Below are 20825 nucleotides of genomic sequence, written 5' to 3'. Positions count from 1 at the left end.
GTCTTGTCCTTGTGTTTCAAATTGAGTCCTCCATTTTCGAATCGTTCTAGGGGAAGGAATACTGAAAATTGCAGCTGATTCATTAGGTGACGTCCCGTGGTCATTCATATACTTTAATACGTTAAGTTTAAACTGTACCGAATAACTTGTATATGACTTTTTAAGCAATCCATTAATCCCATTTTCCTTATATTGAGCTACCCAGTTTCTCACTTCAGCATGGGACGTTCCAAATAACTTACCAATAGAACGAAAACTTTCCTTACCTTCTAAATAACGCATAACTACCGCTAATTTATGTTCAGTAGTAAATTTAGTCATAAAAAATGCACCTCCAAATGTTAGTCGTGTCTAACATTTGGGGTGCACTTCACTCTAGAGTGGTTCTTTATCATTTCATATATAAAAGTTTGGAGGTCTCATATGTTAATTTTCCTAATCACGTAAATAGTATAAAAATCAACCCAAATTATATTAATTCAATTTTGAAATTTTATATTTAAAATAAGGAATCACACAACCTCTATTAATAGAGTAATGTTTTCATAAGTCCAAAAATATTACTATATGGAGGTATTACATGAAAAAATTATTTAAACAAGCTACTGTTACTGCAATAACAGCAGCTATCTTAGGTTCTATTATTCCAATGAAGTCTCATGCTGAAGAGATCATCAAACCAATTAAAGAGAACACTATTAATTAAGTAAACACTCAAACAAGTTTACCAGCACCACCTTTCTTACAAGGTAGAGCAGTAAATGATAAATATCCTCAAATACCTATGCCTACTGTAGAAGCATTTTCTAATGAAGATGGAACTGGAACAGGGTATTTAAATGTTTCTTGGAAGCCTGTTGAAGGTGTCACAAAATATCAGATAATCTTATTTAATGGATCAATACATAGTTACTGGGATGTTCCTGCAAACCAGACCACATGTACTACAAAAGGAAAAGGTATGTTCCCAACTGATGAACAAATTGAATTAGGACAGGTAAACTTCTTACGCAATGGCAATGGAACAGATTTCGCTTCAGATCCATCAACACTTTATCAAAAGCATTTGAAGTTAACGGAGGTTTGAATTATTCTGAAAGTACCGAGTATTACGTTCGTGTAGCAGGAGTCTATGAAGATGGAGCAACTCCAATTTCTTATGCTGCATCTGCAATATTCCCTATAGAAGCACCACCTTTTCTAAAAGAATTATCTGAAGAAGAATTAAATCTGCTTACAGTAGATTTACAATCCTTGTACATAATTGAAAATTTAAAGCAAGAAACTTCTGAAATAACTACAAATGGTGTAAAATCAAAAGCAGCTTTAAAAGTTGCTAGTATGTTAATAAAATCTGGAGATAAAACTGTAGACATCTTAGACAAAATGGGTTTACTTGATAAGGCAGCTGCTAAAAGTTTTAAACGTGTAACGAGTAAATCTGGAAACTGGGTAAATTCTATAGCATCTATGGGCGACTCTGCGGCTGCTTATGCTAGAACACACTTACCTGAGCAATTAAGGAAATGGGGAATTACAAACAAAGGTACTCGAGAAATGATAGCAAACGCAGTTTCATACGCAATTAAAGCTGCAGATTGGATATTTTTATGAATTTTACCGAATTAACTAACACCAATAGAGAAGTAAGAGGAATTATTTATGATATATGTGCCACATACAATATTATTTTATTAGATAATAGAAAAAGTGCTGCATTATACATGATAAGAAAAGAATATTCCGATCTAGATTTACCTGATATAGTGGACACAAATTTTAAATCGAAACTAACATCAATATTTGACAAAAAATTAAACGTTTCATTGACACTAGTAATAAAAGCATGTGAACATGACGAAATTTTTCTAGATTTTGTAAATTTTTTAGAAAACTTAGCCCATTAAACAGTAAAAAAAGTCATCTTATAAAGGATGACTTCGTGGCTAGGGACTGTCACCCTATAATAGGTATGCGCATGCAGGGCACACCTCTAACCCCCCCTATTATAGTAATAGGGGGGGTTATTTATTTCAAGTTTGTACTAGTACTCACTAAACCATTAGAAACATCGGCTAAATTGTTTTTAATGTAGTTTTATAAATTCAATTTTTATTTTAGTATAATAGGCTTTTGTCTTTACAAAGCGTTGAAGAAAATTAACTTAAAACTACATCCCCTATCGATCTTCGAAATGTTCCATTTTTAAAACAAAATGCCTTTTTTTAGACACACTCAAATCTCAATATTTATTATACACTTACATTGTGAATAGATTTACATACTATAAATTCGGAGGTTTGATATGAAAAAAGCTTTTGTCGTTATTCTTTCTCTAGTTTTAGCTTTTACATGTTCCTATCTATTTTTATCCAAAAAGGCCGAGAATGTTATGGCTGAAGAAATTAAAAATTTTACAGTAGAGAAACAAGTTTCGAATGCTCCTTCTACTGAACTTTTGACAGATATAGATACTCTAAAAGAAGTTAATGAGGAATTAGCAAAGAAAAATACCTTTGAAATAGGTCAGGATGTTGTAGTTTCAAAAGATGAACCTGGAGTTGAAATAGGGGTTAATGAAATTGGAGATTTACAAATAGATGTCTCAAACAAAGATGTTTTAATCGACCTCCAGAAGTCAGGTGTCATTAATCCATTAGAAGATGAAAATATTCTTGGATACACTGTAGTTATTAAAGAGGACCAAATTGACAGTTATCTCGACAAGGAAGTTGCAACTCCTATTAAAGCTAGATGGGGAAACGGGTTATATGTAAAAAAAGGTAATACTACTTATGGGAATGGTGAAGTGATTCGTATGAGTTCTTATAAAGGTAAATGTACCGCATCAATGTCTATAACTGAGTCAAGACAGATAGAAGTTTCTGGTACAGCAGGTTTACCTATTAAAGCAATAGCTGGGGAATTAGGAATTTCTTATAAAAGCAACTATACTATTTCTGACACCTACGAAGTAAGTATTCCAGCTGGTAAAACTTATCGTATCACTGCAAAGGATTACTTAAAGATATATAATTTTGAAGTATGGAATGATCCATGGATCGGAACCGACAAAAAAGAATCCTCTGGTAAATATAAAAGACCTGTTGGAATTGCTTTTACATATTCGGTGATTAAATAGATCATCCATATTTAACTTTCTGATTTTAGGTAAAAATTTACAACCAAAAAAGAATCATAAATATTATATGATACCTAGATTAACTTAATAATGCATACATCATAAACTCCCTACCAGATTTGATAGGGAGCTTTATTTATTCCTCTTCATTTTTTTATATAAGCTTAAATAAAAAAGCCCTCGACTTTACTCGAAGGGCTACTTATGTGGAAATGAGAGGTGTATTAAAATAATCTTTTATATTATTTTAATTTCACTACCGCTAAGTCATGTTGCAGTGCATTATTACCTTCTTGAGGATCAAATGCAATGTCACTGAGTCCAAATACATTTACTATAACATCTTGATCTTTCGGATGAAGAATTCTTACTTCATATGCAAATAAATTTGGTGGAAGTTGGAAAGATCTAAATGTTCTATAAGAATTTGGTGGAATTGTTATTGTAGTTGGGTCAACCATAGGAAGAATCACTGGTGAACCGCTGGACCAGTTAAACATGAATACACTCACAGAACGAGCGTCATCCGGGTCAAGATTAACTGCTTCAACTGTTAAAAACTGAGTATCAGAATGTCTTCTTAATACCCCAGTTGATAAAAATTTCGAACATTTTGACGACATCAACGTCACTCCTTTTATATTATTTGGACAAGCAAATCCATATAATATAAAATGTTTCAACTAGGAGAATTGAAACGGACATTGGTACAAATTAAAAGATAGTTTTTATAAAAAAGGTATAGTTGCCTGCAATCTTTAGATTTGTTTATAGTAAATAGCTTTTAAAATAGATAAGCATTCTCTAAAGTATGCTGTTGGTATGATTACTTTTGGTGTTTTTGCAGGAAGACCGACTACATTTAACCCTTGTTTTTTAGCCAATTTTAAAGATCTAAATAAATGATAATCATTTGAAACAACGACTCCTTGGGCTTGATCATTGTGAATGAGTTTTTTCGAGAATTTCATATTCTCGTATGTATTTGTAGATAAATCTTCTTTTATGATTCGTTCTTCTTCAATTCCTAATTTGATTAATTCAAGCCTCATACATTCAGCTTCTGATATCAATTCATCTTTACCTTTTCCACCTGAAACAATAATTTTTGCACTTTTATTTTCCTTAGCATATTTAGCTGCTGTTTCAATTCGATAACGTAAAGCTCTTGTAGGCTTATCTTTTTTCAAACCAGCACCTAACACAATAACATAATCGGCGTTTTTAGGTACTTTATGCTGATATTGCAAAAAGCTATTTACACCGATAAAAACGATACAGAATACATAGCTTAGTATCCCAATAATTATTATATATGTAATTATTTTAAATAAGCTCATTACCTTTATCCCCTTAAATAAAATTACTTTAACCTTTATTCTATCTAATAATTAAGTGGATTTCACTAAATTTTGGAATATTCCACAAATATTTAACATTATTTGAAATAGCCTGTAAATAAAAAATCCCCTATCCGAAAAGAAATGCCTTTGCCTTTCTTTCGTATAAGGGATTGATTGATTCAAAATTATTTATTCATTTATCTAGGATACTTCTCGCCCATAGGATTATGTTGATCCTTCGAAAGTCTCTTTTGATGTGCTTTCGTTTTTGCATCTACATGATTTGCATCACTAGGACGATTTTTCTTAGAACCACCTGCTGCATGACTCATTTTTTTCCCTCCATTAACCAGTTCGTTCAAAAACTAGTTTACGTAGAAACAATCTGTTTATGCGGCATTTCTTGAACTTTCACCTTTATTTTCAACTTCTAATCCTTTACCCAATAAAGCAGCTATCATACTGAATAATGGCGTAATAAATAATACAAATGAAAACGGTAAGTAATCAATAACAGGTACTCCTAATGTTGAAGCAAAAAATGCTCCACTTACACTCCAAGGAACGATTGGATTAAAAAGTGTTCCTCCATCTTCTAATGCACGTGATAAGTTTTTAAGTGGAATATTTTTTTTGATAAATACATCCTTTAATAATTGCCCAGGAAGTAGAATTGATAAATATTGTTCACCTGTTAAAAGATTTACACTCATAGCAGATAATGTACTTGCAATAATAATATTCCCTTTACGTTTCAAATTAGATAATGACTGTATTAATGTCTCGAATACACGTAGCTCTTGTAATAATCCGCCTAAAGCAAGTGCAATAAATATTAATGACACAGACCACATCATCGATTGTAATCCTCCACGGTTAACAATCGAATTAAGCATTTCATTTCCTGTATCCGTTTGGAATCCATCTTGTAAGGTTTTAAACACTTTTGCAAGCGTAATACCCTTTTGAATGAAAAACGCTAAAACTAATGAACTAACAATACCTGCAGACATTGTTGGTAAAGTTGAAAAACCTCTAAATGCCATAATAAAAACGATTAAACATGGGATTAATAACAATGGATTCACTTCAAAGCTAGATGAAATTGCTTTTTTCATTTCTGTAACTTGCGCCATATCTGTATTACCATGACCCATACCAATGATTAAGAATAAAATAACGGTAACAATTAATGCTGGAATTGTTGTATATGCCATGTGTCGAATATGCTCATTAACCTTTATTCCTAAAATGCTTGGAACGAAATTCGTTGTATCTGAGATCGGTGACATCTTATCACCAAAACACGCTCCACTAATAATCGCACCTGCAGCAATTGCTGGTGGAATCCCCATAATATGAGCGATTCCCATTAACGCAACACCAACTGTAGCGATTGTTGTAAACGTACTACCTGTAAAACTAGCAACAATGATTGTAATAAAAATTGCACTGATCGCAAACCACTTCGCTGAAAGAACAGAAATTCCGTAAAATAATAATGTAGGTACTGTACCACTTAGCATCCAAGAACCAATTAATAAACCAATCATCATTAAGATTAATGTTGGTGACAATCCATTTTGAATACCTTTTTTCATACCATTTTCAATCTGTTCCCATTTAAATCCCTTAAATAGTCCAAATACAGCTAAACAAACAACACATAGAAGAAGTGGAATTTGTGGATCTGATTTTAATATAACTAGACAACTAGACATAATAACTGCGAATAGTACGATTAACGTACCTAATTCTATATTTTTCATTTATATACTCTCCCTTATTTATACATCCATATATACGTGTTCACGAAACTTTACAAACCCAAGTTTCTCATAAAAGCTACTTGCATTTTTATTATCGATCCAATAATCTAACTCAATTCTAGAAAGATTATTCTCACGTGCAAATGAAGCAATTTTATGAATTAAGAATGAACCGTATCCCTTATTTCTTTTTTCTTCATTAATACTGATCTGATGAACATACCCTAACCGAAAAGCCTTTTTAATAGGTCCTTCAGGAATATTTTTTATTTCAATCCAAGCATAACCGACTAATTCTTCGACATCTTTTACGACGAAAAAATGATGCTCTGGTTTATCAACTACACTCTTGAAAAACTCAGTTATTTCAGCCGGATTATGAACTTTAAAAAACTCTGGAAATAAATCAGCATGTAGGTTTTGAACACCTTCATTAAGTTTTGCCAATATTCGGTAATCTTTCGTTGCAAATATCTCCATGATTTTCACCCTTTCAAAAAAAACCAATAAAAAATCGAGGCGCCCCTATAAAATATAGGGACGACCTCGATCGCGTTACCACCCTAGTTATAAGAAATAAATACTTATAAAAGAAAAATTCCTTATCACTCGAATCTGTAACGTAGACTTACGTTCTTCCCTTCATTAGATCAACTAACTACGAAAAGAAAACTCCCGAAATGTAATTCATTTGATTGTGTGGACGAGTTTTCACCAACCACTCGCTCTCTGAACTACTACCAATCAAACTACTGCTTTTTCGTTCACTGTTTGTTCGATATTATAATGTAACCAAGTGGTATTTCTTCTTACCACGACGGATAATAATAAATTGCTCTTCAATTGCATCTTGTTTAGTTAACACTGTTGCAACGTCCTGTATACGATCTCCATTTACATATACCGCACCATTTTGTACATCTTCACGTGCTTGACGTTTTGATGGAGAAATTTTCGCTTCAACTAGTAAGTCTACTAATCCTTTTTCTGCTTCACTTAAATTAAATGAAGGTACGTCTTTAAAACCTTGTTTAATCTCAGCAGCAGTTAATTCTTTTACAGATCCACTAAATAGTGCTTCTGTAATTTTAATTGCTTGATCAAGCGCTTCTTCACCGTGAACTAGTTTTGTTACTTCAGCAGCTAATGCTTTTTGAGCAACACGTTGTTCTGGTGCTTCATTAAATTGTTTCTCAAGCTCTAAAATTTCCTCTTTTGATAGGAAAGTAAAGTATTTCAAGTATTTTACTACATCACGGTCATCTGTATTAATCCAGAATTGGTAGAATTCGTATGGAGTTGTTTTTTCTGGATCTAACCAAACTGCTCCGCCTTCTGTTTTACCAAATTTAGAACCATCAGCTTTTGTTACTAAAGGTACTGTAAGTCCAAAAGCTTTTGAATCTTCTTCTGTCTTACGGATTAATTCCATACCAGCTGTAATATTACCCCATTGGTCACTACCACCAATTTGTAATTTACAGTTATGGTCTTGGTATAATTTTAAGAAATCATATGATTGTAAAATCATATAACTAAATTCAGTAAATGAAATACCTGCTTCTAATCGAGATGCAACTGAATCTTTAGCAAGCATGTAGTTTAATCCGAAGTTTTTACCGATGTCACGTAAGAATGTAATAACATCTAATTCGCCTGTCCAATCAAAGTTATTAACTACTTTAGCAGCATTTTCACCTTCGAAGTTTAAAAATGGTAATAATTGTGTACGAATTCGTTCACTGAACATTTTTACTGTTTCTGTAGTATTTAACGTACGTTCTGCCTTCTTACCACTTGGATCACCGATCATTCCAGTTGCTCCACCTACTAAACCAATTGGTTTATGTCCTGCAACTTGAAATCTCTTTAACATTAACACTGGTAATAAGTGACCAATGTGTAAGCTATCACCAGTTGGGTCAAAACCACAATATAATGAAACAGATTCTTCGCTTAATAATTTTTGTAGACCTTCTTCATCTGTCATTTGATTAATTAATCCACGAAATTCTAAATCTTGTAAGATGTTTTCCATTTTTAGCCCACCCCTTTTATGTTCTATACGTCGTTTAAACAAAATAAAAAGTCCCTACTGATAAACAGTAGGGACGAATAATTATAATCGCGGTACCACCCTAGTTGTAGCTAATAAAACAGCTACCTCTCATACAATTAACGGTTGTTAACCGTTCTAATCCTAATTTGCATTAAACAAATTTCGAAAAAGAATGCTCCAGGGTGTAATTCATGTCAATGTCTGTGCTAATTCTCACCAACCATTAGCTCTCTGATCCAATACCATTCACACTACTAAGCCTTTCAACGCTCACTATTAAAATGTTATGAAACATTTATATCACAAATAAAACGTTTAAGTCAAATAGATAATTAAATTTTTATTAATTTTATTTAAATTGTCATTCAATATTTGAATAAAAATGCTTTCTATCAAATAATATAGTTAAATATTAATACTAACATCTTTAAAAATACATATTTTGGAAATAAAGTGTTTTTTCTTGAAGAATAAAGGAATATGGATTGCTTTAATTATTGTAGTCGTTCTAATCTTTATGGGTGTCGGAAGCTATAATAGCTTTGTGACTCAGGAAGAAAATGTAACAAATAAAATGTCACAAGTTGATTACCAACTAAAACGTCGTTCAGATTTGATACCAAACTTAGTAAATACAGTAAAAGGATATGCTACACAAGAGAAAGATGTGATTGCTTCAGTAACAGATGCACGCGCAAAATTAGCTGGTGCTCAAACGACTGCTGATAAAAGTAAAGCTGATGCAGAATTGTCTGGAGCATTAAGTCGTCTATTAGTAGTAGTAGAAAACTATCCTGATTTAAAATCAAATCAAAATTTCCAAGCATTAATGGATAGCCTAGAAGGAACTGAAAATCGACTAGCTATTGCTCGTAAAGATTACAATGATGCAGTAACTGTTTACAACCAAAAAATCAAAAAATTCCCTGGTGTACTAGTAGCTGGACCTTTTGGATTCGAGAAGAAGGATTACTTTGAGGTATCTGAAAAAGATAAAGCCACACCTGAGGTTGACTTTAGTGGCGCAGGTAATAAATGAGAAAATTTCTCTCATCAATATTCCTAATAGGATTTCTTTTTTCATTTGCTACAGGAGCAAATGCTGAAATTAAAGTACCTTCTCAAGTAGGAGACATTTATGTACAAGATTATGCAAATGTTCTTAACAGAGAAGATACGCAAACTCTAATTCAATTAGGGAAAAAATTGGAAGACACTACCTCTGCTCAACTTGCGGTATTAACAATCCCAAGTCTCGAAGGAAATGATATTAAAGAATATGCTAATACAGCATTTCGAAAATATGGTTTAGGTAATAAAGAGAAAAATAATGGTGTTCTTTTGTTATATGCTAAAAAAGACAGACAAATAAGAATCGAAGTAGGATATGGTTTAGAAGGAGTTGTAACAGATATTAGATCTGGTAAAATTCTAGACCAGAGTGCTATACCCTATTTGAAAAAAGGTGAAGAATCCCTTGCATTAACAAACACATATAAATCACTATATAATGTTATTTTAAATGGATCTGAACAAACTGGTCATTCTAAAACAAGTCATTTATGGGACACTTTAAAAGTATTCATCATCATTGATATGATGTTCTTTAATGGTGTACTTACTTATTTCATTTTGAATTTATTACCTGCATTATTAAACTCTTCGGGCGGCGGGGGAAGCTCCGACGGTGGTGGCTCCGATCGTAAATTTTAAAACAGCAAAAAACCATTGGATATTTTTCCAATGGTTTTCTTTTTTATTAATCTTCCATCGTTGATAAATCACCAGTTGGAAGGTCTAACTCCCATGCTTTTAATACTCTTCGCATAATTTTTCCGCTTCGAGTTTTTGGTAATTTATCACGGAATTCGATTTGTCTAGGTGCTGCATGAGCTGCTAGTCCTAGTTTTACAAAGTTACGGATTTCTTCCTTCAATTCATCTGAAGCAACATACCCATCTCTTAGCGCAACAAACGCTTTAATAATCTCACCTCTTACAGGATCTGGTATTCCAATTACACCAGCTTCTGCAATCGCAGGATGCTCGACAAGTTTACTCTCTACTTCAAATGGACCTACTCTCTCGCCTGAAGTCATAATTACATCATCTACTCGACCTTGGAACCAGAAATATCCATCCTCATCCATATATGCTGAATCACCTGAAACATACCACTCATCATTTAAGAAATATGATTGGAATTTTGCTTCATTATTCCAAATTGTGTTCATCATCGATGGCCAACCCTTTTTAATCGCTAGATTTCCCATCGTATATGGAGCAACTTCATTTCCGTTATTATCAACAATAGCTGCCTCGATTCCTGGGAATGGTTTACCCATTGAACCAGGGCGAATTGGCATACATGGATAGTTACAAATTAATGAAGCTCCAGTTTCGGTCATCCACCAATTATCATGGATTCGTAAATTAAATACTTTTGCTCCCCAACGAACTACCTCTGGATTTAAAGGCTCACCAACACTTAAAATATGTCGAAGTGAACTTAAATCATACTTCTTAATAACGTCTTCCCCTGAACCCATAAGCATACGGAATGCTGTTGGAGCACTATACCAAACCGTTACTCCGAATTCTTGAATTGTTTCGTACCAAGCATCTGGACTGAAACGACCTCCTAATATTACGTTAGAAGCACCATTTAACCAAGGTCCAAAAATACCGTAAGAAGTTCCAGTTACCCAACCTGGATCCGCTGTGCACCAGTAAACATCATCTTGTTGAAGATCTGTCACCCATTTACCAGTTTGATAGTGTTGGATCATCGCTTGTTGAACGTGAAGAACACCTTTTGGTTTTCCAGTTGACCCTGAAGTATAATGTAAAATTAAACCATCGTGGCGATTTAACCATGTAATCTCAAAATCTGATTTCGCCTCTTTATAACGAGCTTTAAAATCAACAAATTTACCGCCTTCCTCAACGTCATCGCCTAAAAGGAAGATTGTTTTTAACGCAGGTAGATCATTAACTGGGACACGTGATAATAATTCTGGCGTTGTTACTAATACCTTTGCCTCACTATCCTCTAAACGATCCTTAACAGCACCTTCCATAAATGCCTCGAATAAAGGTCCAACAATAGCACCTAATTTTAAAGCTCCTAAAAGCGCAAAATACAATTCTGGTTGACGAGGCATGAAAATAAATACTCGATCACCTTTTTCAACGTCACCGAATTGTTTTAAAACATTTGCAGCCTTATTTGAATTAATTTTCATTTCTTCATACGTATATTTTTCATTTCGCTTATCATCTTTGTAATACAACGCAACTTTATCTTTTCGATCAGAATTTGCATGACGATCGATAGCTTCAAATGCTACATTATACTTTTGTGTTGTATACCAAGAAAACTCTTTCTCTACATCTTCCCACTTAAAATTTTTATAAGTTTCCTCGTAGTTTTTTAAATTAAATTGTCCGTTTTTTACAGGAAGCGCTTCCACCTTCATCTAAATCCCTCCTTAATATTCTCTACTATCATTATACAATGATAAGATTTAATTTTCAGTATTTTTAATAAATTAACCATTTATATGTATTAGACACCTACTGTTTTTTTTCCTGTATGTCTTTCCTGCATTTTTTAGTATGATTATTAAAAAGGTGTTTTCTAAAGGGAGTGAGTAATATTGGATCACCCAAAAAAATATTTTTCAAAAACAATCCAAACTGTACATGGTGAATTAATTATAGAGGGACCAGTCGAATCTGCCTTACTTGAAACATATCAATTTCATGAAAATTTAACATCTTTTAGACAACCAGTACAACAACATAAAGCAATTGTTGAAATTGCTAGTCTACCTGAAGCTAGAATTATTATTGCTAGACTTGAACAAACAATCGTAGGTTATGTAACTTATTTATATCCAGACCCACTTGAAAGATGGTCAAAAACAACTTTAGAAAATTTAATCGAGCTTGGAGCAATTGAAGTAATACCTGAATTTCGAGGTTTTTCAGTTGCTAAAAACATGTTAATTCTATCAATGCTAGATGATGCAATGGAAGACTATATCATTATCACAACAGAGTATTATTGGCATTGGGATTTAAAAGGTACTGGTTTAAATGTATGGGAATACCGAAAAATGATGGAAAAAATGATGAATGCCGGTGGACTCATCCAATTTGCAACTGATGATCCTGAAATCTGTTCGCATCCAGCAAACTGTTTAATGGTAAGAATGGGAAAACGAGTTACAACTGAAGAAATTCAAGCATTTGACGCACTACGCTTTTTACAAAGATATATGTACTAATTGAACTTTATTCTCGAAAGGTAGGATTCAAATAATGCTTATTCAAGATATTATGCGCAGTTCAAACATTACTTTAAAAAAAGAAAATACAATTGGCGATGCAGTAACAATTTTTCGAACAGGTGATGTTCGTCATATTCCAATCATTAATGAAGATGACCAAGTGGTTGGAATCATTTCTGATCGAGATGTACGCGATGCCCTACCTTCAACATTATTTCCACAAGCATTTTCATCTGTACTTGAGGTTCCTGTTGAAAAAATTATGACGACTAATGTCATAACTTGCAGTCCAATTGACTTTGTTGAAGAAGTAGCAACTTATTTCTATCAATATAAAATAGGCTGTTTACCAGTCGTATCTAGCGGAAAATTAATCGGACTTGTAACCGAAATTGATGTATTACACACTCTAGTAACTTTAACAGGAGCATATCAACCTAGCTCCCAAATAGAAATCTTAGTCCATGATCATCCAGGCATTTTAAGTGACGTTGTTAACGTTTTTTCTAAAGAAAACATAAATATTGTAAGTGTCCTTGTTTACCCTGCAAAAGAAGTGGATCATAAGGTTCTCGTATTTAGAATTCAAACGATGAATCCACTTACGATCATTCAAACATTAAAAACTGAAGGATATAAAATTCTTTGGCCAAATGAAGCGAGTGAATCATGATGAAAAAGGATGCATACTTAGTTTATAGTGAAGAATACCATGCCTATCAATTCAACGAAAAACATCCATTTAATCCGATTCGCTCTCAATTAGTTTATGAACTATTAAAATCTAGTAATCTATTAAATAATGATGATACTATTCCACCAAGATTAGCAACAGATGACGAGCTGCTCCTTTTTCATGATTTACAATTTATCAACCAAGTTAAAAAAGCAAGTCTCGAACCAGTTAGTGCAAATATTGCTGAACAATTCGGGCTTGGAACTGAAGATACACCCATTTTTAAAAATATGCACGAGGCCAGTTCTTTAATTGTTGGTGGCACATTAACAGCAGTAGATGCCGTTCTAGAGGGAAAATCCAATCATGCTTTTAATTTAGGTGGTGGACTACATCATGGTTTTAAACGAAAAGCCTCTGGTTTTTGTGTTTATAATGACTGTGCAATCGCCATAAAATATATTCAACAGAAATACGGTTTAAAGGTGTTATATGTAGATACGGACGCACACCATGGAGACGGAGTTCAGTGGGCATTTTATGATGACCCGACTGTTTGCACACTTTCAATACATGAAACTGGTAGATATCTATTTCCCGGTACAGGTGCGGTAACCGAAAGAGGACAAGGAAAAGGTTTCGGATACTCTTTTAACATTCCAATTGATGCATTCACCGAAGACGAATCATTTCTATTAAGCTATAAAAAAGCAATAAACGAAATAGCTGACTACTTCAAACCAGATGTAATTCTCACCCAAAATGGCTCTGATTCGCATTGTTACGATCCATTAACTCATCTTTGTACGACAATGAAAACATTCGAGGAAATCCCCAAAATCGCACATGAAATCGCTCATAAATATTGCGATGGCAAATGGATTGCTGTTGCTGGCGGGGGATACGATTACTGGAGAGTAGTACCAAGAGCTTGGTCACAAGTATGGATAGCTATGACAAATCAACAACCAACTTCAAACCTAATACCGGATAACTGGCTAGAGAAATGGCAGAAAATTGCTAATGTTGAGTTACCTATAACCTGGACAGACAATCCATCAATCGTAAAGCCTATTCCAAGGAAAAAGGAAATAGAGGAATACAATGAACAAGTCTTATACCGTGCACTTGAACCATTGCACGTTCAGCAAAAGAAGCCTTTTATTTAAATACTACGCGCCGCTTGAGAGGGTATCTCGACGGCGTTTTTTTATTTCGGATAGATTTTTGAGCATGAATGAGTAGAATTCAATTCAAATATGGTTCTTTTAAAGATAGAATCAGAACAAATTTGCTAGCTTATTACTAAAAAGGATCTAATATCTGTTAATAAAGTTGTGAAATACGATTGCCGGTATATGTATACTATTGCTTTATTTGCGATTTACAAAGTTTTAATTGCTGTTTTACTATATTTAATTGCAGTTCTTCGATTTTAATTGCAGTTTTGCTATTTTTAATTGCGGTTCTTGGATTTTATTTGCAGTTCTACTTTTATTTGCACTTATTTAAACTTTATTTGCGGGCCACTTAGATTTATTTGCAGGTCAACGTTACTCCATCTTTCCTTCCCCCATAAGTTCCTCCTAAAACAAAAAAGCCTAGAATCACTAAAATTCTAAGCTACTTTCATCATTTACTTTGTTGATTGTCTAATTTGAAGATGATGCGGAAGAATGACTGTATGATCTTCCACTGTCTCTTTATTCATATACTTCGTTAATAATCTCATTGCAACTGCACCAATATCATACATTGGTTGAGCAACAGATGATAATTTTGGACGCACCATTAATGCCAGCCTTGTATTATCAAATCCAAAAACTTCAAGGTTATTCGGTACTAATATTCCATGATCTTGGGCACTGTGGATTACACCAATCGCCATTTCATCAGATGCTACGAAAATTGCACTTGGGATAATATTACGCTCATGGAAAGCTTCAAAGGCTTCACTGCCTGATTCATACGTATTATCACCATAAGTTACTAAATCTTCATCAAATTCGATTCCATTTTCTTGTAAAGCACGCTTATATCCTTCTAACTTACTTAATCCGATAATATTCGTTTCAGTAGGACCGTTTACGAATGCTACTTTTTGGTGACCTTTTTTAATTAAATAATCTACTGCATCAAATGCCGCCTGAGTATAATCGATATTTACTGAAGGGATCTTATTAGCTTGATCATATGTAGTCGCTAATACGATTGGAACTCCAGCCTTTTCGTACTCTTCTTGATGAATATCGGTAATTGTTCCACCAATAAATAAAATTCCGTCAACTTGTTTTGCTAACATATTATTTATTAAAGTAATTTCTTTCTCAACATTCTCATCCGAGTTACTTAAGATAATATTGTATTTATACATTGTTGCAATATCTTCAATACCACGTGCTAGTTCTGCATAAAAAGTATTTGAAATGTCTGGAATAATTACACCAACTGTAGTTGTTTTTTTACTTGCTAGTCCTCTTGCTACTGCATTTGGTCTATATCCTAAACGGCTGATTGCTTCGTTTACTTTTTTTCGTGTAGTAGGTTTAACATTTGGATTACCATTAACTACTCGTGAAACTGTAGCCATAGAAACGTTTGCCTCGCGTGCTACATCATAAATCGTAACCGTCATTTTCATCACTCCTCTATTTTATTCTATCTATTATGTAGTTTGTTTTTTATTTAGGTAAAATAGTCATAAAACGCAATATTCCACAAAAAAGTGCTTCATTCTATCTTATAGTGAAACCAATATTCGTTCAATAGACCTATTAGAAAAAATTGTAAATTATTTGTAGTTTATCACTATATATTGCTAATTTAAAACAAACGTTCACAAATTATTCAAAAAGCGCCGACTGATTTTGTTCAGCCAGCGCTTTTATGTTGATTATCGATTTATGAAAGAATTAACTTCAGACATAAATTGATCAAATTGATCAAAATTCATTTGCTGAGATGAGTCACTTAAAGCAGTAGCAGGATCAGGATGAACCTCTGCCATGATACCATCAGCTCCAATTGCTAGGCCCGCTTTTGCTGCAGGAATTAGCAAGTCTCTTCTACCAGTCGAATGTGTAACATCAACTAATACTGGTAAATGTGTTTCTTGTTTTAAAATTGGAACAGCTGTTATATCTAAAGTATTTCTCGTAGCTTTTTCATAAGTTCTTATGCCACGTTCACATAAAATGATTTCTTGATTGCCTTCTGACATAATGTATTCAGCTGCATAAATGAATTCTTCGATTGTCGCTGATAAACCTCTTTTTAATAAGATTGGTTTATTTACAGAACCTGCTGCTTTTAGTAGTTCAAAATTCTGCATATTTCTTGCGCCGATTTGAATGATATCAACATAATCTAATGCCATTTCAATATGTTCTGGGCTTACTATTTCACTAATAATTGCCAGCCCATGATTTTGGCCAACCTCTTTTAAAATCTTTAAGCCCTCTTCACCTAGTCCTTGGAAGTCATAAGGCGAAGTACGTGGTTTAAATGCACCGCCACGCATAATTTTAATTCCTTGTTCCTTTAACACTTTCGCTACAGAATCAACTTGTTCATAGCTCTCTACTGCACATGGGCCTGCAATAATAATTGGGCTTCCATCACCAATATTAACACCATTTACATTTACGATCGTGTTTTCTGATTTTCTTTTTCTTGAAACAAGTAGAACTTTTTTATCGTCTTCTTCTTGAAGTTCTAAGCTACTTTTAAAAATTTCTTTAAAAATATGTTGGAGGGTAGCCGTACTAAAGGGACCTTCATTAATTTCGGCAATATGATCTAGCATCTTACGTTCCCTAACTGGGTCATAACGTTTAACGCCTTGATCAATTTTTGCTATCCCAATTTTTTTAGCGATTTCGCCTCTTTTATTTAATAACTCAAATATTTGATGATTAATCTCGTCTATTTCAATTCTAAGTTGCTCTAAATCATTTTTAGTCAATTTAAATCCTCCTTGCAAATACCAATATCTCATTTGTTATTATGACACTTTATTGAAAGCTAATCAAAACTTGAGCATTATTTTAAAAAAATGTTTTTTTAGTGAATATTTTGTATTCTCTATGGGAAAAGTTGCTGGACCAAATAAAAAAGAAGAGTTATTAAAATAACTCTTCTTTCTTATCTTAATTAATAGTAAGTCCTTCTTCTACTTCCACCACTCTGTCTAACCATTCAGTGATCAGCGAGTTAAATAGATCCTCTTGTTCTATTTGAAGATTATGGCCAGCTTTATCTAAAATTGCAAATGTTGCTCTTGGAAATTTTTCAAGAATAGCAAATGCGTCTTTAAATCCTACGACCGAGTCTTGTAATCCTAATAAAAATAAACTTGGTTCATTAAACTTAATTTTATCTATTTCAAATGAAAATCCGTAATTATTCCTTATTTTAGATAAAAAATCCTGATCGGCGATTGAACATCCGCTAACAATTTCATCTTTATAACGGACCCAAGTTTTCTTATCTAAAACAACATTGTTTGAACGAAAATCAGCTTCTTCAAGTTCATTTAATTGATTCAAAAAAGTTTTATCTTCTACTATTATCGTATGGCTTGGTAGCGACCTTTTTTCAAAATCGGGAATAATCAGCGGACAAATAAAAGCAACACCTTTTACTTTTTCAGGTCTATTAGCAATAATTCCTCGTGCTAAATATCCCCCATAAGATTCTCCGGCTAATAAAAATGATTGACCTGGTATGATCGTATCAATAAACTTTAAGACTATGTTCAGCATATCATCTGTCGTATTAATGTTAGTATCGCCCTTTGTTTTACCCATACCTGGAAGATCAAAGTAAATTCTTTTATAACCGTTTCGCATCGCAAAAATAGGTTCCATGCAAACTTGCATTAACCTAGAATCTGGGGTAAACCCATGAATCATAACAATTGGTTTTCCTTCACCCATTATTTCATAGTTTATATCAACATTATTTATAGAACAAAACGGCATTTAATTAACCTCCAATTTTCAAATCTATTTATTTTTATAAATTGAAGTGATATTCATATTATGGGGCAAAACAGCATGGACACCTTTAACATGGTTAACAATTTGAGTTATTCTCAAATCAACACAAACACTAGCTAAAGCAACTGCTTCTGTTTTTTCAAGATCGTATAGCTCTTGAATTAACTCGACCATGCCATTTAATGCAGTTTTAGTTGCTAGATTTAAGTCTTCATCAAAACCAAAAGTAAGCCACCCTACTGGTGTGTTAGCTCGTGGCATATTAATCTGCATATCCTCTCTTACTGTAAGAGTAAGATTCACTTTATCAAAAGGAGCTTCAATCGCTTGACCAGATACTTCCCCATCTCCTTGTGCAGCGTGTCCATCACCTGCAGAAAAAAGTGCTCCTTCAACGGCTATAGGTAAATACAAAGTACTACCTTCTACCAACTCTTTACAGTCAATATTTCCACCACAATATCTTGGCGGTATAGTTGAATGAACACCTGATTCATAAGGCGCTGTAGCTAGGACTCCTAAAAATGGGATTACTGGTACTGTAACATCCCTATCTCTAATTTTAGTCATCGCTGTATTATTTTTTTCATTGATTAGCCAGTTTAAAGTTACTTCTGGTTCTTCAGAAATACCTAATGCGTCATTTTGCCAATTCTTATTACCACCTGCACAATTCCAGCCGTACCAGCCAGCTTTTAATTCGTTTATTTTAATTTCAAGTGTCATCCCCGGTTTAGCACCTTCTACATAAATTGGACCAATCATAGGATGGCCCCATTCTTCTTCCTTTTCCCTTGACTGGAATCTAACTCTTTCTCCATTTTGATGCGAATAACCCCACCCGATATCAATCGTATCAAATTCAATTAAATCACCAGAACGAATCTTTTGAATAGGTTTATATTCGTTACTAAAAGATGCATGCAAATGCTGATTAGATGTTTTAAATTTATATGTCTCTTGCATATTTACTCCTTCTTTCACCGCTCAATTTTAATATGTAAAAATAATTTAACTATAATTAATTTCTGCACATAACTTGATTTCCCTTGTTTTAACCTTTAATTTTTATTACTTTTTTCCTATAAACACTAAGATCAGTTCCATCAATTTGAATTACATAAGACTTTCGGTGTATTGTATAGATGAGATTTCCAATTTAAGGAATTTCTAACTTTATTATATTGGAGGAGTAAAAATGGCAATTACATTTAAACAAATGGTTGCAGAAGCACGCGAAAATGTAGAAGGAATAAGTTCAGCAGATGCTCGTGAAAAAATTAATGCTAATCCTGAAACATTAGTAATTGATGTACAAGACGCAGCTGATGCAGGTGCATGTGGATTAATACCAAGCAGTCTGAATATCTCACTTGGAATGCTACCAATTCGTGCTGATTTAGAATTACCAGAACATTTACGCGAGCCTAAATTAGCAGATCGAAATCGCCCAGTTCTTGTAACATGTGGTGCAGGTGGCCAAGCATCTTTAGGAGCATATTTACTTAAAAAAATGGGATTCACTGATGTTTCATATATCGATGGTGGTACTGCTGCATGGAAAGCCGCTGGATTTGACGTAGAATAAAAAAACTGCACCTTAGGTGCAGTTTTTTTATTTTTTTAGTAAAGCATTTTCAATTGAATCTTTCTTAATTGAAAAATGAGAAGTATTATAAACTGCTTCTCCATTTTCAAAAATAAATAATTGAGGAGATTCGTGTTTTATTGCCACTTTTTCAGCAATATAGTTAGATAATTCTCTGTCATCTTGAACTTGTAAAAAATACAATGGTACATTTTCATATGCAGATGCAAATGCTAAAAATTCAGTATAAGCTGCATGACTAATTGGGCATGTTGTACTATGCTTTAAAAACACAAATTTCTCTTCGTTGTTAATTAGTTCATCAAACTGTTGAATCGTTGATATTCGATTTACCATTTCTCTTTTTTCCCTCACGCTTCGTTTTGTACTTTTCCCATAAATCCATTGCTGTATTTCCCCAATTTACGAATTGGGACATTTTTTCAGTACTAACTTTTACAGTATTCGATACATTATTAGCAGTATCTCGTACTTTTTCATTCATTTCTGAGATTGTAACCCCGACTTCTTCGACTGATTTAGCTAATACATCAAGGGATTTTGCTCGTTCACGCATATCTTTCGTAAGTTCATTCGAATTATTCACAAAAATTTTAGCCTCATTTGCTAAATGATTCGAAGTATGTACTAATTGAACGGCTTCAACACAAACATTATGTAAATCCTTTTGTGTTTCAGCAATAGTAGACTCTACACCTCTAAATACCCTTTCTAGTCGGAATAAAGTACGACTAATAAATACAACTAAGATCACAAATGCAACAGCTGCGATTAATGCACTAATAGAAATTAAATCCATTCGAAAAAACCCCTTTCCTTCATAGCTTTCCACAAATTTAATCACTTATTTCGTATTATACTACAAATTTTACCAAACACTAAACTAGTCGTAAAACAAGTTTTCAAATTCTTTAGTAAAAAAAGATTACTTTA

24 protein-coding genes and 2 other annotated features are annotated in these 20825 nt (G+C 33.4%); of the genes, 10 read left to right on the top strand and 14 right to left on the bottom strand.

Translation table 11 applies throughout. From position 1 onward, the window contains the following. On the bottom strand, nt 1-321 hold a 321-nt coding region (locus AN960_RS16160; protein ID WP_056473517.1), incomplete at its 3' end, for an IS3 family transposase. A gap of 259 nt (nt 322-580) precedes the next feature. On the opposite strand from AN960_RS16160, the gene AN960_RS25125 reads away from it, so the two are divergent. The 4 genes from AN960_RS25125 to AN960_RS16140 all read left to right on the top strand — a co-directional run bounded on the left by AN960_RS25125 (nt 581) and on the right by AN960_RS16140 (nt 3142). Next, nucleotides 581-706 carry a hypothetical protein gene (locus AN960_RS25125; protein WP_286131732.1) on the top strand — a complete coding sequence of 42 codons (126 nt, stop codon included), beginning with the start codon at nt 581-583 and terminating at the stop codon, nt 704-706. Between the two features lie 78 nt (nt 707-784). After that, a complete protein-coding gene (locus AN960_RS16155) occupies nt 785-1087 on the top strand; it encodes a hypothetical protein (protein WP_056473515.1) in 303 nt (100 codons plus the stop codon). Then, nucleotides 1084-1614: a YqxI family protein gene (locus AN960_RS16150; RefSeq protein ID WP_056473512.1), complete on the top strand. Its 531-nt coding sequence runs from the start codon at nt 1084-1086 to the stop codon at nt 1612-1614. The genes AN960_RS16155 and AN960_RS16150 overlap by 4 nt, the downstream gene beginning before the upstream one ends. A 691-nt stretch (nt 1615-2305) precedes the next feature. Beyond that, entirely contained in the window at nt 2306-3142 is an 837-nt protein-coding gene (locus tag AN960_RS16140) for a hypothetical protein (protein WP_056473509.1), read from the top strand. A 242-nt stretch (nt 3143-3384) separates the two neighbouring features. Here AN960_RS16140 and AN960_RS16135 read toward each other — a convergent pair whose 3' ends face one another. The 6 genes from AN960_RS16135 to tyrS all read right to left on the bottom strand — a co-directional run bounded on the left by AN960_RS16135 (nt 3385) and on the right by tyrS (nt 8292). Then, nucleotides 3385-3765, bottom strand: a complete 381-nt coding sequence (locus tag AN960_RS16135; protein WP_056473506.1) for a hypothetical protein — start codon at nt 3763-3765, stop codon at nt 3385-3387. Between the two features lie 135 nt (nt 3766-3900). Beyond that, complete coding sequence (locus AN960_RS16130) at nt 3901-4482, bottom strand: YdcF family protein (protein WP_082459540.1); 582 nt, start codon at nt 4480-4482, stop codon at nt 3901-3903. Between the two features lie 200 nt (nt 4483-4682). Continuing rightward, nucleotides 4683-4817 (bottom strand): hypothetical protein, encoded by a 135-nt coding sequence (locus AN960_RS25120; RefSeq protein WP_088013475.1) that lies wholly within the window; start codon nt 4815-4817, stop codon nt 4683-4685. A 57-nt stretch (nt 4818-4874) separates the two neighbouring features. Beyond that, nucleotides 4875-6254 carry a Na+/H+ antiporter NhaC gene (nhaC, locus tag AN960_RS16125; RefSeq protein WP_056473505.1) on the bottom strand — a complete coding sequence of 460 codons (1380 nt, stop codon included), beginning with the start codon at nt 6252-6254 and terminating at the stop codon, nt 4875-4877. A gap of 18 nt (nt 6255-6272) precedes the next feature. Beyond that, a complete protein-coding gene (locus tag AN960_RS16120; protein WP_056473503.1) occupies nt 6273-6734 on the bottom strand; it encodes a GNAT family N-acetyltransferase in 462 nt (153 codons plus the stop codon). Nucleotides 6735-6787: 53 nt separating this feature from the next. After that, nucleotides 6788-7031: a binding site (T-box leader), on the bottom strand. Between the two features lie 4 nt (nt 7032-7035). After that, a complete protein-coding gene (tyrS, locus tag AN960_RS16115) occupies nt 7036-8292 on the bottom strand; it encodes a tyrosine--tRNA ligase (protein ID WP_056473501.1) in 1257 nt (418 codons plus the stop codon). Nucleotides 8293-8358: 66 nt separating this feature from the next. Further along, nucleotides 8359-8589: a binding site (T-box leader), on the bottom strand. Between the two features lie 187 nt (nt 8590-8776). Between tyrS and AN960_RS16110 the strand changes: the two genes are divergently transcribed. Next, nucleotides 8777-9352 (top strand): LemA family protein, encoded by a 576-nt coding sequence (locus AN960_RS16110; RefSeq protein ID WP_056473498.1) that lies wholly within the window; start codon nt 8777-8779, stop codon nt 9350-9352. Next, the gene (locus AN960_RS16105; protein ID WP_056473497.1) at nt 9349-10026 is read left to right on the top strand and encodes a TPM domain-containing protein; all 678 of its coding nucleotides are present in this window, start codon (nt 9349-9351) and stop codon (nt 10024-10026) included. Before AN960_RS16110 ends, AN960_RS16105 begins: the two co-directional genes overlap by 4 nt. Nucleotides 10027-10072: 46 nt before the next feature. Here AN960_RS16105 and acsA read toward each other — a convergent pair whose 3' ends face one another. Next, nucleotides 10073-11791, bottom strand: coding sequence for an acetate--CoA ligase (gene acsA / locus AN960_RS16100; RefSeq protein WP_056473495.1), 1719 nt, complete (start codon nt 11789-11791; stop codon nt 10073-10075). A gap of 180 nt (nt 11792-11971) precedes the next feature. On the opposite strand from acsA, the gene AN960_RS16095 reads away from it, so the two are divergent. From AN960_RS16095 to AN960_RS16085, 3 genes are read left to right on the top strand one after another with little or no spacing between them, the layout of a single operon-like run. Further along, nucleotides 11972-12604, top strand: coding sequence for a GNAT family N-acetyltransferase (locus AN960_RS16095; RefSeq protein WP_056473493.1), 633 nt, complete (start codon nt 11972-11974; stop codon nt 12602-12604). A gap of 34 nt (nt 12605-12638) precedes the next feature. Further along, entirely contained in the window at nt 12639-13280 is a 642-nt protein-coding gene (locus AN960_RS16090) for an acetoin utilization AcuB family protein (protein ID WP_056473491.1), read from the top strand. Further along, nucleotides 13280-14452 carry an acetoin utilization protein AcuC gene (locus AN960_RS16085; RefSeq protein ID WP_056473489.1) on the top strand — a complete coding sequence of 391 codons (1173 nt, stop codon included), beginning with the start codon at nt 13280-13282 and terminating at the stop codon, nt 14450-14452. Before AN960_RS16090 ends, AN960_RS16085 begins: the two co-directional genes overlap by 1 nt. Nucleotides 14453-14919: 467 nt before the next feature. Here AN960_RS16085 and ccpA read toward each other — a convergent pair whose 3' ends face one another. From ccpA to AN960_RS16065, 4 genes are all read right to left on the bottom strand, one after another. Beyond that, a complete protein-coding gene (gene ccpA / locus AN960_RS16080) occupies nt 14920-15918 on the bottom strand; it encodes a catabolite control protein A (RefSeq protein ID WP_056473487.1) in 999 nt (332 codons plus the stop codon). 258 nt (nt 15919-16176) lie between these two features. Then, on the bottom strand, nt 16177-17247 hold the full coding sequence (locus tag AN960_RS16075; RefSeq protein WP_056473486.1) for a bifunctional 3-deoxy-7-phosphoheptulonate synthase/chorismate mutase: 1071 nt from the start codon (nt 17245-17247) through the stop codon (nt 16177-16179). A 184-nt stretch (nt 17248-17431) separates the two neighbouring features. Then, entirely contained in the window at nt 17432-18265 is an 834-nt protein-coding gene (locus tag AN960_RS16070; protein WP_056473484.1) for an alpha/beta fold hydrolase, read from the bottom strand. Nucleotides 18266-18289: 24 nt separating this feature from the next. Then, nucleotides 18290-19249 carry an acetamidase/formamidase family protein gene (locus AN960_RS16065; protein ID WP_056473482.1) on the bottom strand — a complete coding sequence of 320 codons (960 nt, stop codon included), beginning with the start codon at nt 19247-19249 and terminating at the stop codon, nt 18290-18292. A 232-nt stretch (nt 19250-19481) separates the two neighbouring features. Here AN960_RS16065 and AN960_RS16060 point away from each other — a divergent pair, with 232 nt between their 5' ends. Next, complete coding sequence (locus AN960_RS16060) at nt 19482-19871, top strand: rhodanese-like domain-containing protein (RefSeq protein WP_056473481.1); 390 nt, start codon at nt 19482-19484, stop codon at nt 19869-19871. Nucleotides 19872-19898: 27 nt separating this feature from the next. Here AN960_RS16060 and ytxJ read toward each other — a convergent pair whose 3' ends face one another. After that, nucleotides 19899-20228, bottom strand: a complete 330-nt coding sequence (ytxJ, locus tag AN960_RS16055; RefSeq protein ID WP_056473479.1) for a bacillithiol system redox-active protein YtxJ — start codon at nt 20226-20228, stop codon at nt 19899-19901. Beyond that, nucleotides 20194-20691 carry a DUF948 domain-containing protein gene (locus AN960_RS16050; RefSeq protein ID WP_056473476.1) on the bottom strand — a complete coding sequence of 166 codons (498 nt, stop codon included), beginning with the start codon at nt 20689-20691 and terminating at the stop codon, nt 20194-20196. Before AN960_RS16050 ends, ytxJ begins: the two co-directional genes overlap by 35 nt. Nucleotides 20692-20825 lie beyond the last annotated feature (134 nt).

This window comes from Bacillus sp. FJAT-25509 (genome assembly GCF_001420605.1).
GTDB lineage: Bacteria > Bacillota > Bacilli > Bacillales > Bacillaceae_G > Gottfriedia.
Note: the sequence above shows the minus strand (reverse complement) of the source record. Positions and strands in the feature narration are given on the sequence as shown.

Coding starts and splice junctions, on each gene's coding strand:
- AN960_RS16085 (WP_056473489.1), top strand. CDS start 13,280: ATGAAAAAGGATGCATACTTAGTTTATAGTGAAGAATACCATGCCTAT.
- AN960_RS16060 (WP_056473481.1), top strand. CDS start 19,482: ATGGCAATTACATTTAAACAAATGGTTGCAGAAGCACGCGAAAATGTA.
- AN960_RS16140 (WP_056473509.1), top strand. CDS start 2,306: ATGAAAAAAGCTTTTGTCGTTATTCTTTCTCTAGTTTTAGCTTTTACA.
- AN960_RS16105 (WP_056473497.1), top strand. CDS start 9,349: ATGAGAAAATTTCTCTCATCAATATTCCTAATAGGATTTCTTTTTTCA.
- AN960_RS16155 (WP_056473515.1), top strand. CDS start 785: ATGCCTACTGTAGAAGCATTTTCTAATGAAGATGGAACTGGAACAGGG.
- ytxJ (WP_056473479.1), bottom strand. CDS start 20,228: ATGGTAAATCGAATATCAACGATTCAACAGTTTGATGAACTAATTAAC.
- AN960_RS16130 (WP_082459540.1), bottom strand. CDS start 4,482: ATGAGCTTATTTAAAATAATTACATATATAATAATTATTGGGATACTA.
- AN960_RS16065 (WP_056473482.1), bottom strand. CDS start 19,249: ATGCAAGAGACATATAAATTTAAAACATCTAATCAGCATTTGCATGCA.
- AN960_RS25120 (WP_088013475.1), bottom strand. CDS start 4,817: ATGAGTCATGCAGCAGGTGGTTCTAAGAAAAATCGTCCTAGTGATGCA.
- AN960_RS16120 (WP_056473503.1), bottom strand. CDS start 6,734: ATGGAGATATTTGCAACGAAAGATTACCGAATATTGGCAAAACTTAAT.
- AN960_RS16070 (WP_056473484.1), bottom strand. CDS start 18,265: ATGCCGTTTTGTTCTATAAATAATGTTGATATAAACTATGAAATAATG.
- acsA (WP_056473495.1), bottom strand. CDS start 11,791: ATGAAGGTGGAAGCGCTTCCTGTAAAAAACGGACAATTTAATTTAAAA.
- AN960_RS16090 (WP_056473491.1), top strand. CDS start 12,639: ATGCTTATTCAAGATATTATGCGCAGTTCAAACATTACTTTAAAAAAA.
- AN960_RS16135 (WP_056473506.1), bottom strand. CDS start 3,765: ATGTCGTCAAAATGTTCGAAATTTTTATCAACTGGGGTATTAAGAAGA.
- ccpA (WP_056473487.1), bottom strand. CDS start 15,918: ATGACGGTTACGATTTATGATGTAGCACGCGAGGCAAACGTTTCTATG.
- tyrS (WP_056473501.1), bottom strand. CDS start 8,292: ATGGAAAACATCTTACAAGATTTAGAATTTCGTGGATTAATTAATCAA.
- nhaC (WP_056473505.1), bottom strand. CDS start 6,254: ATGAAAAATATAGAATTAGGTACGTTAATCGTACTATTCGCAGTTATT.
- AN960_RS16050 (WP_056473476.1), bottom strand. CDS start 20,691: ATGGATTTAATTTCTATTAGTGCATTAATCGCAGCTGTTGCATTTGTG.
- AN960_RS25125 (WP_286131732.1), top strand. CDS start 581: ATGAAAAAATTATTTAAACAAGCTACTGTTACTGCAATAACAGCAGCT.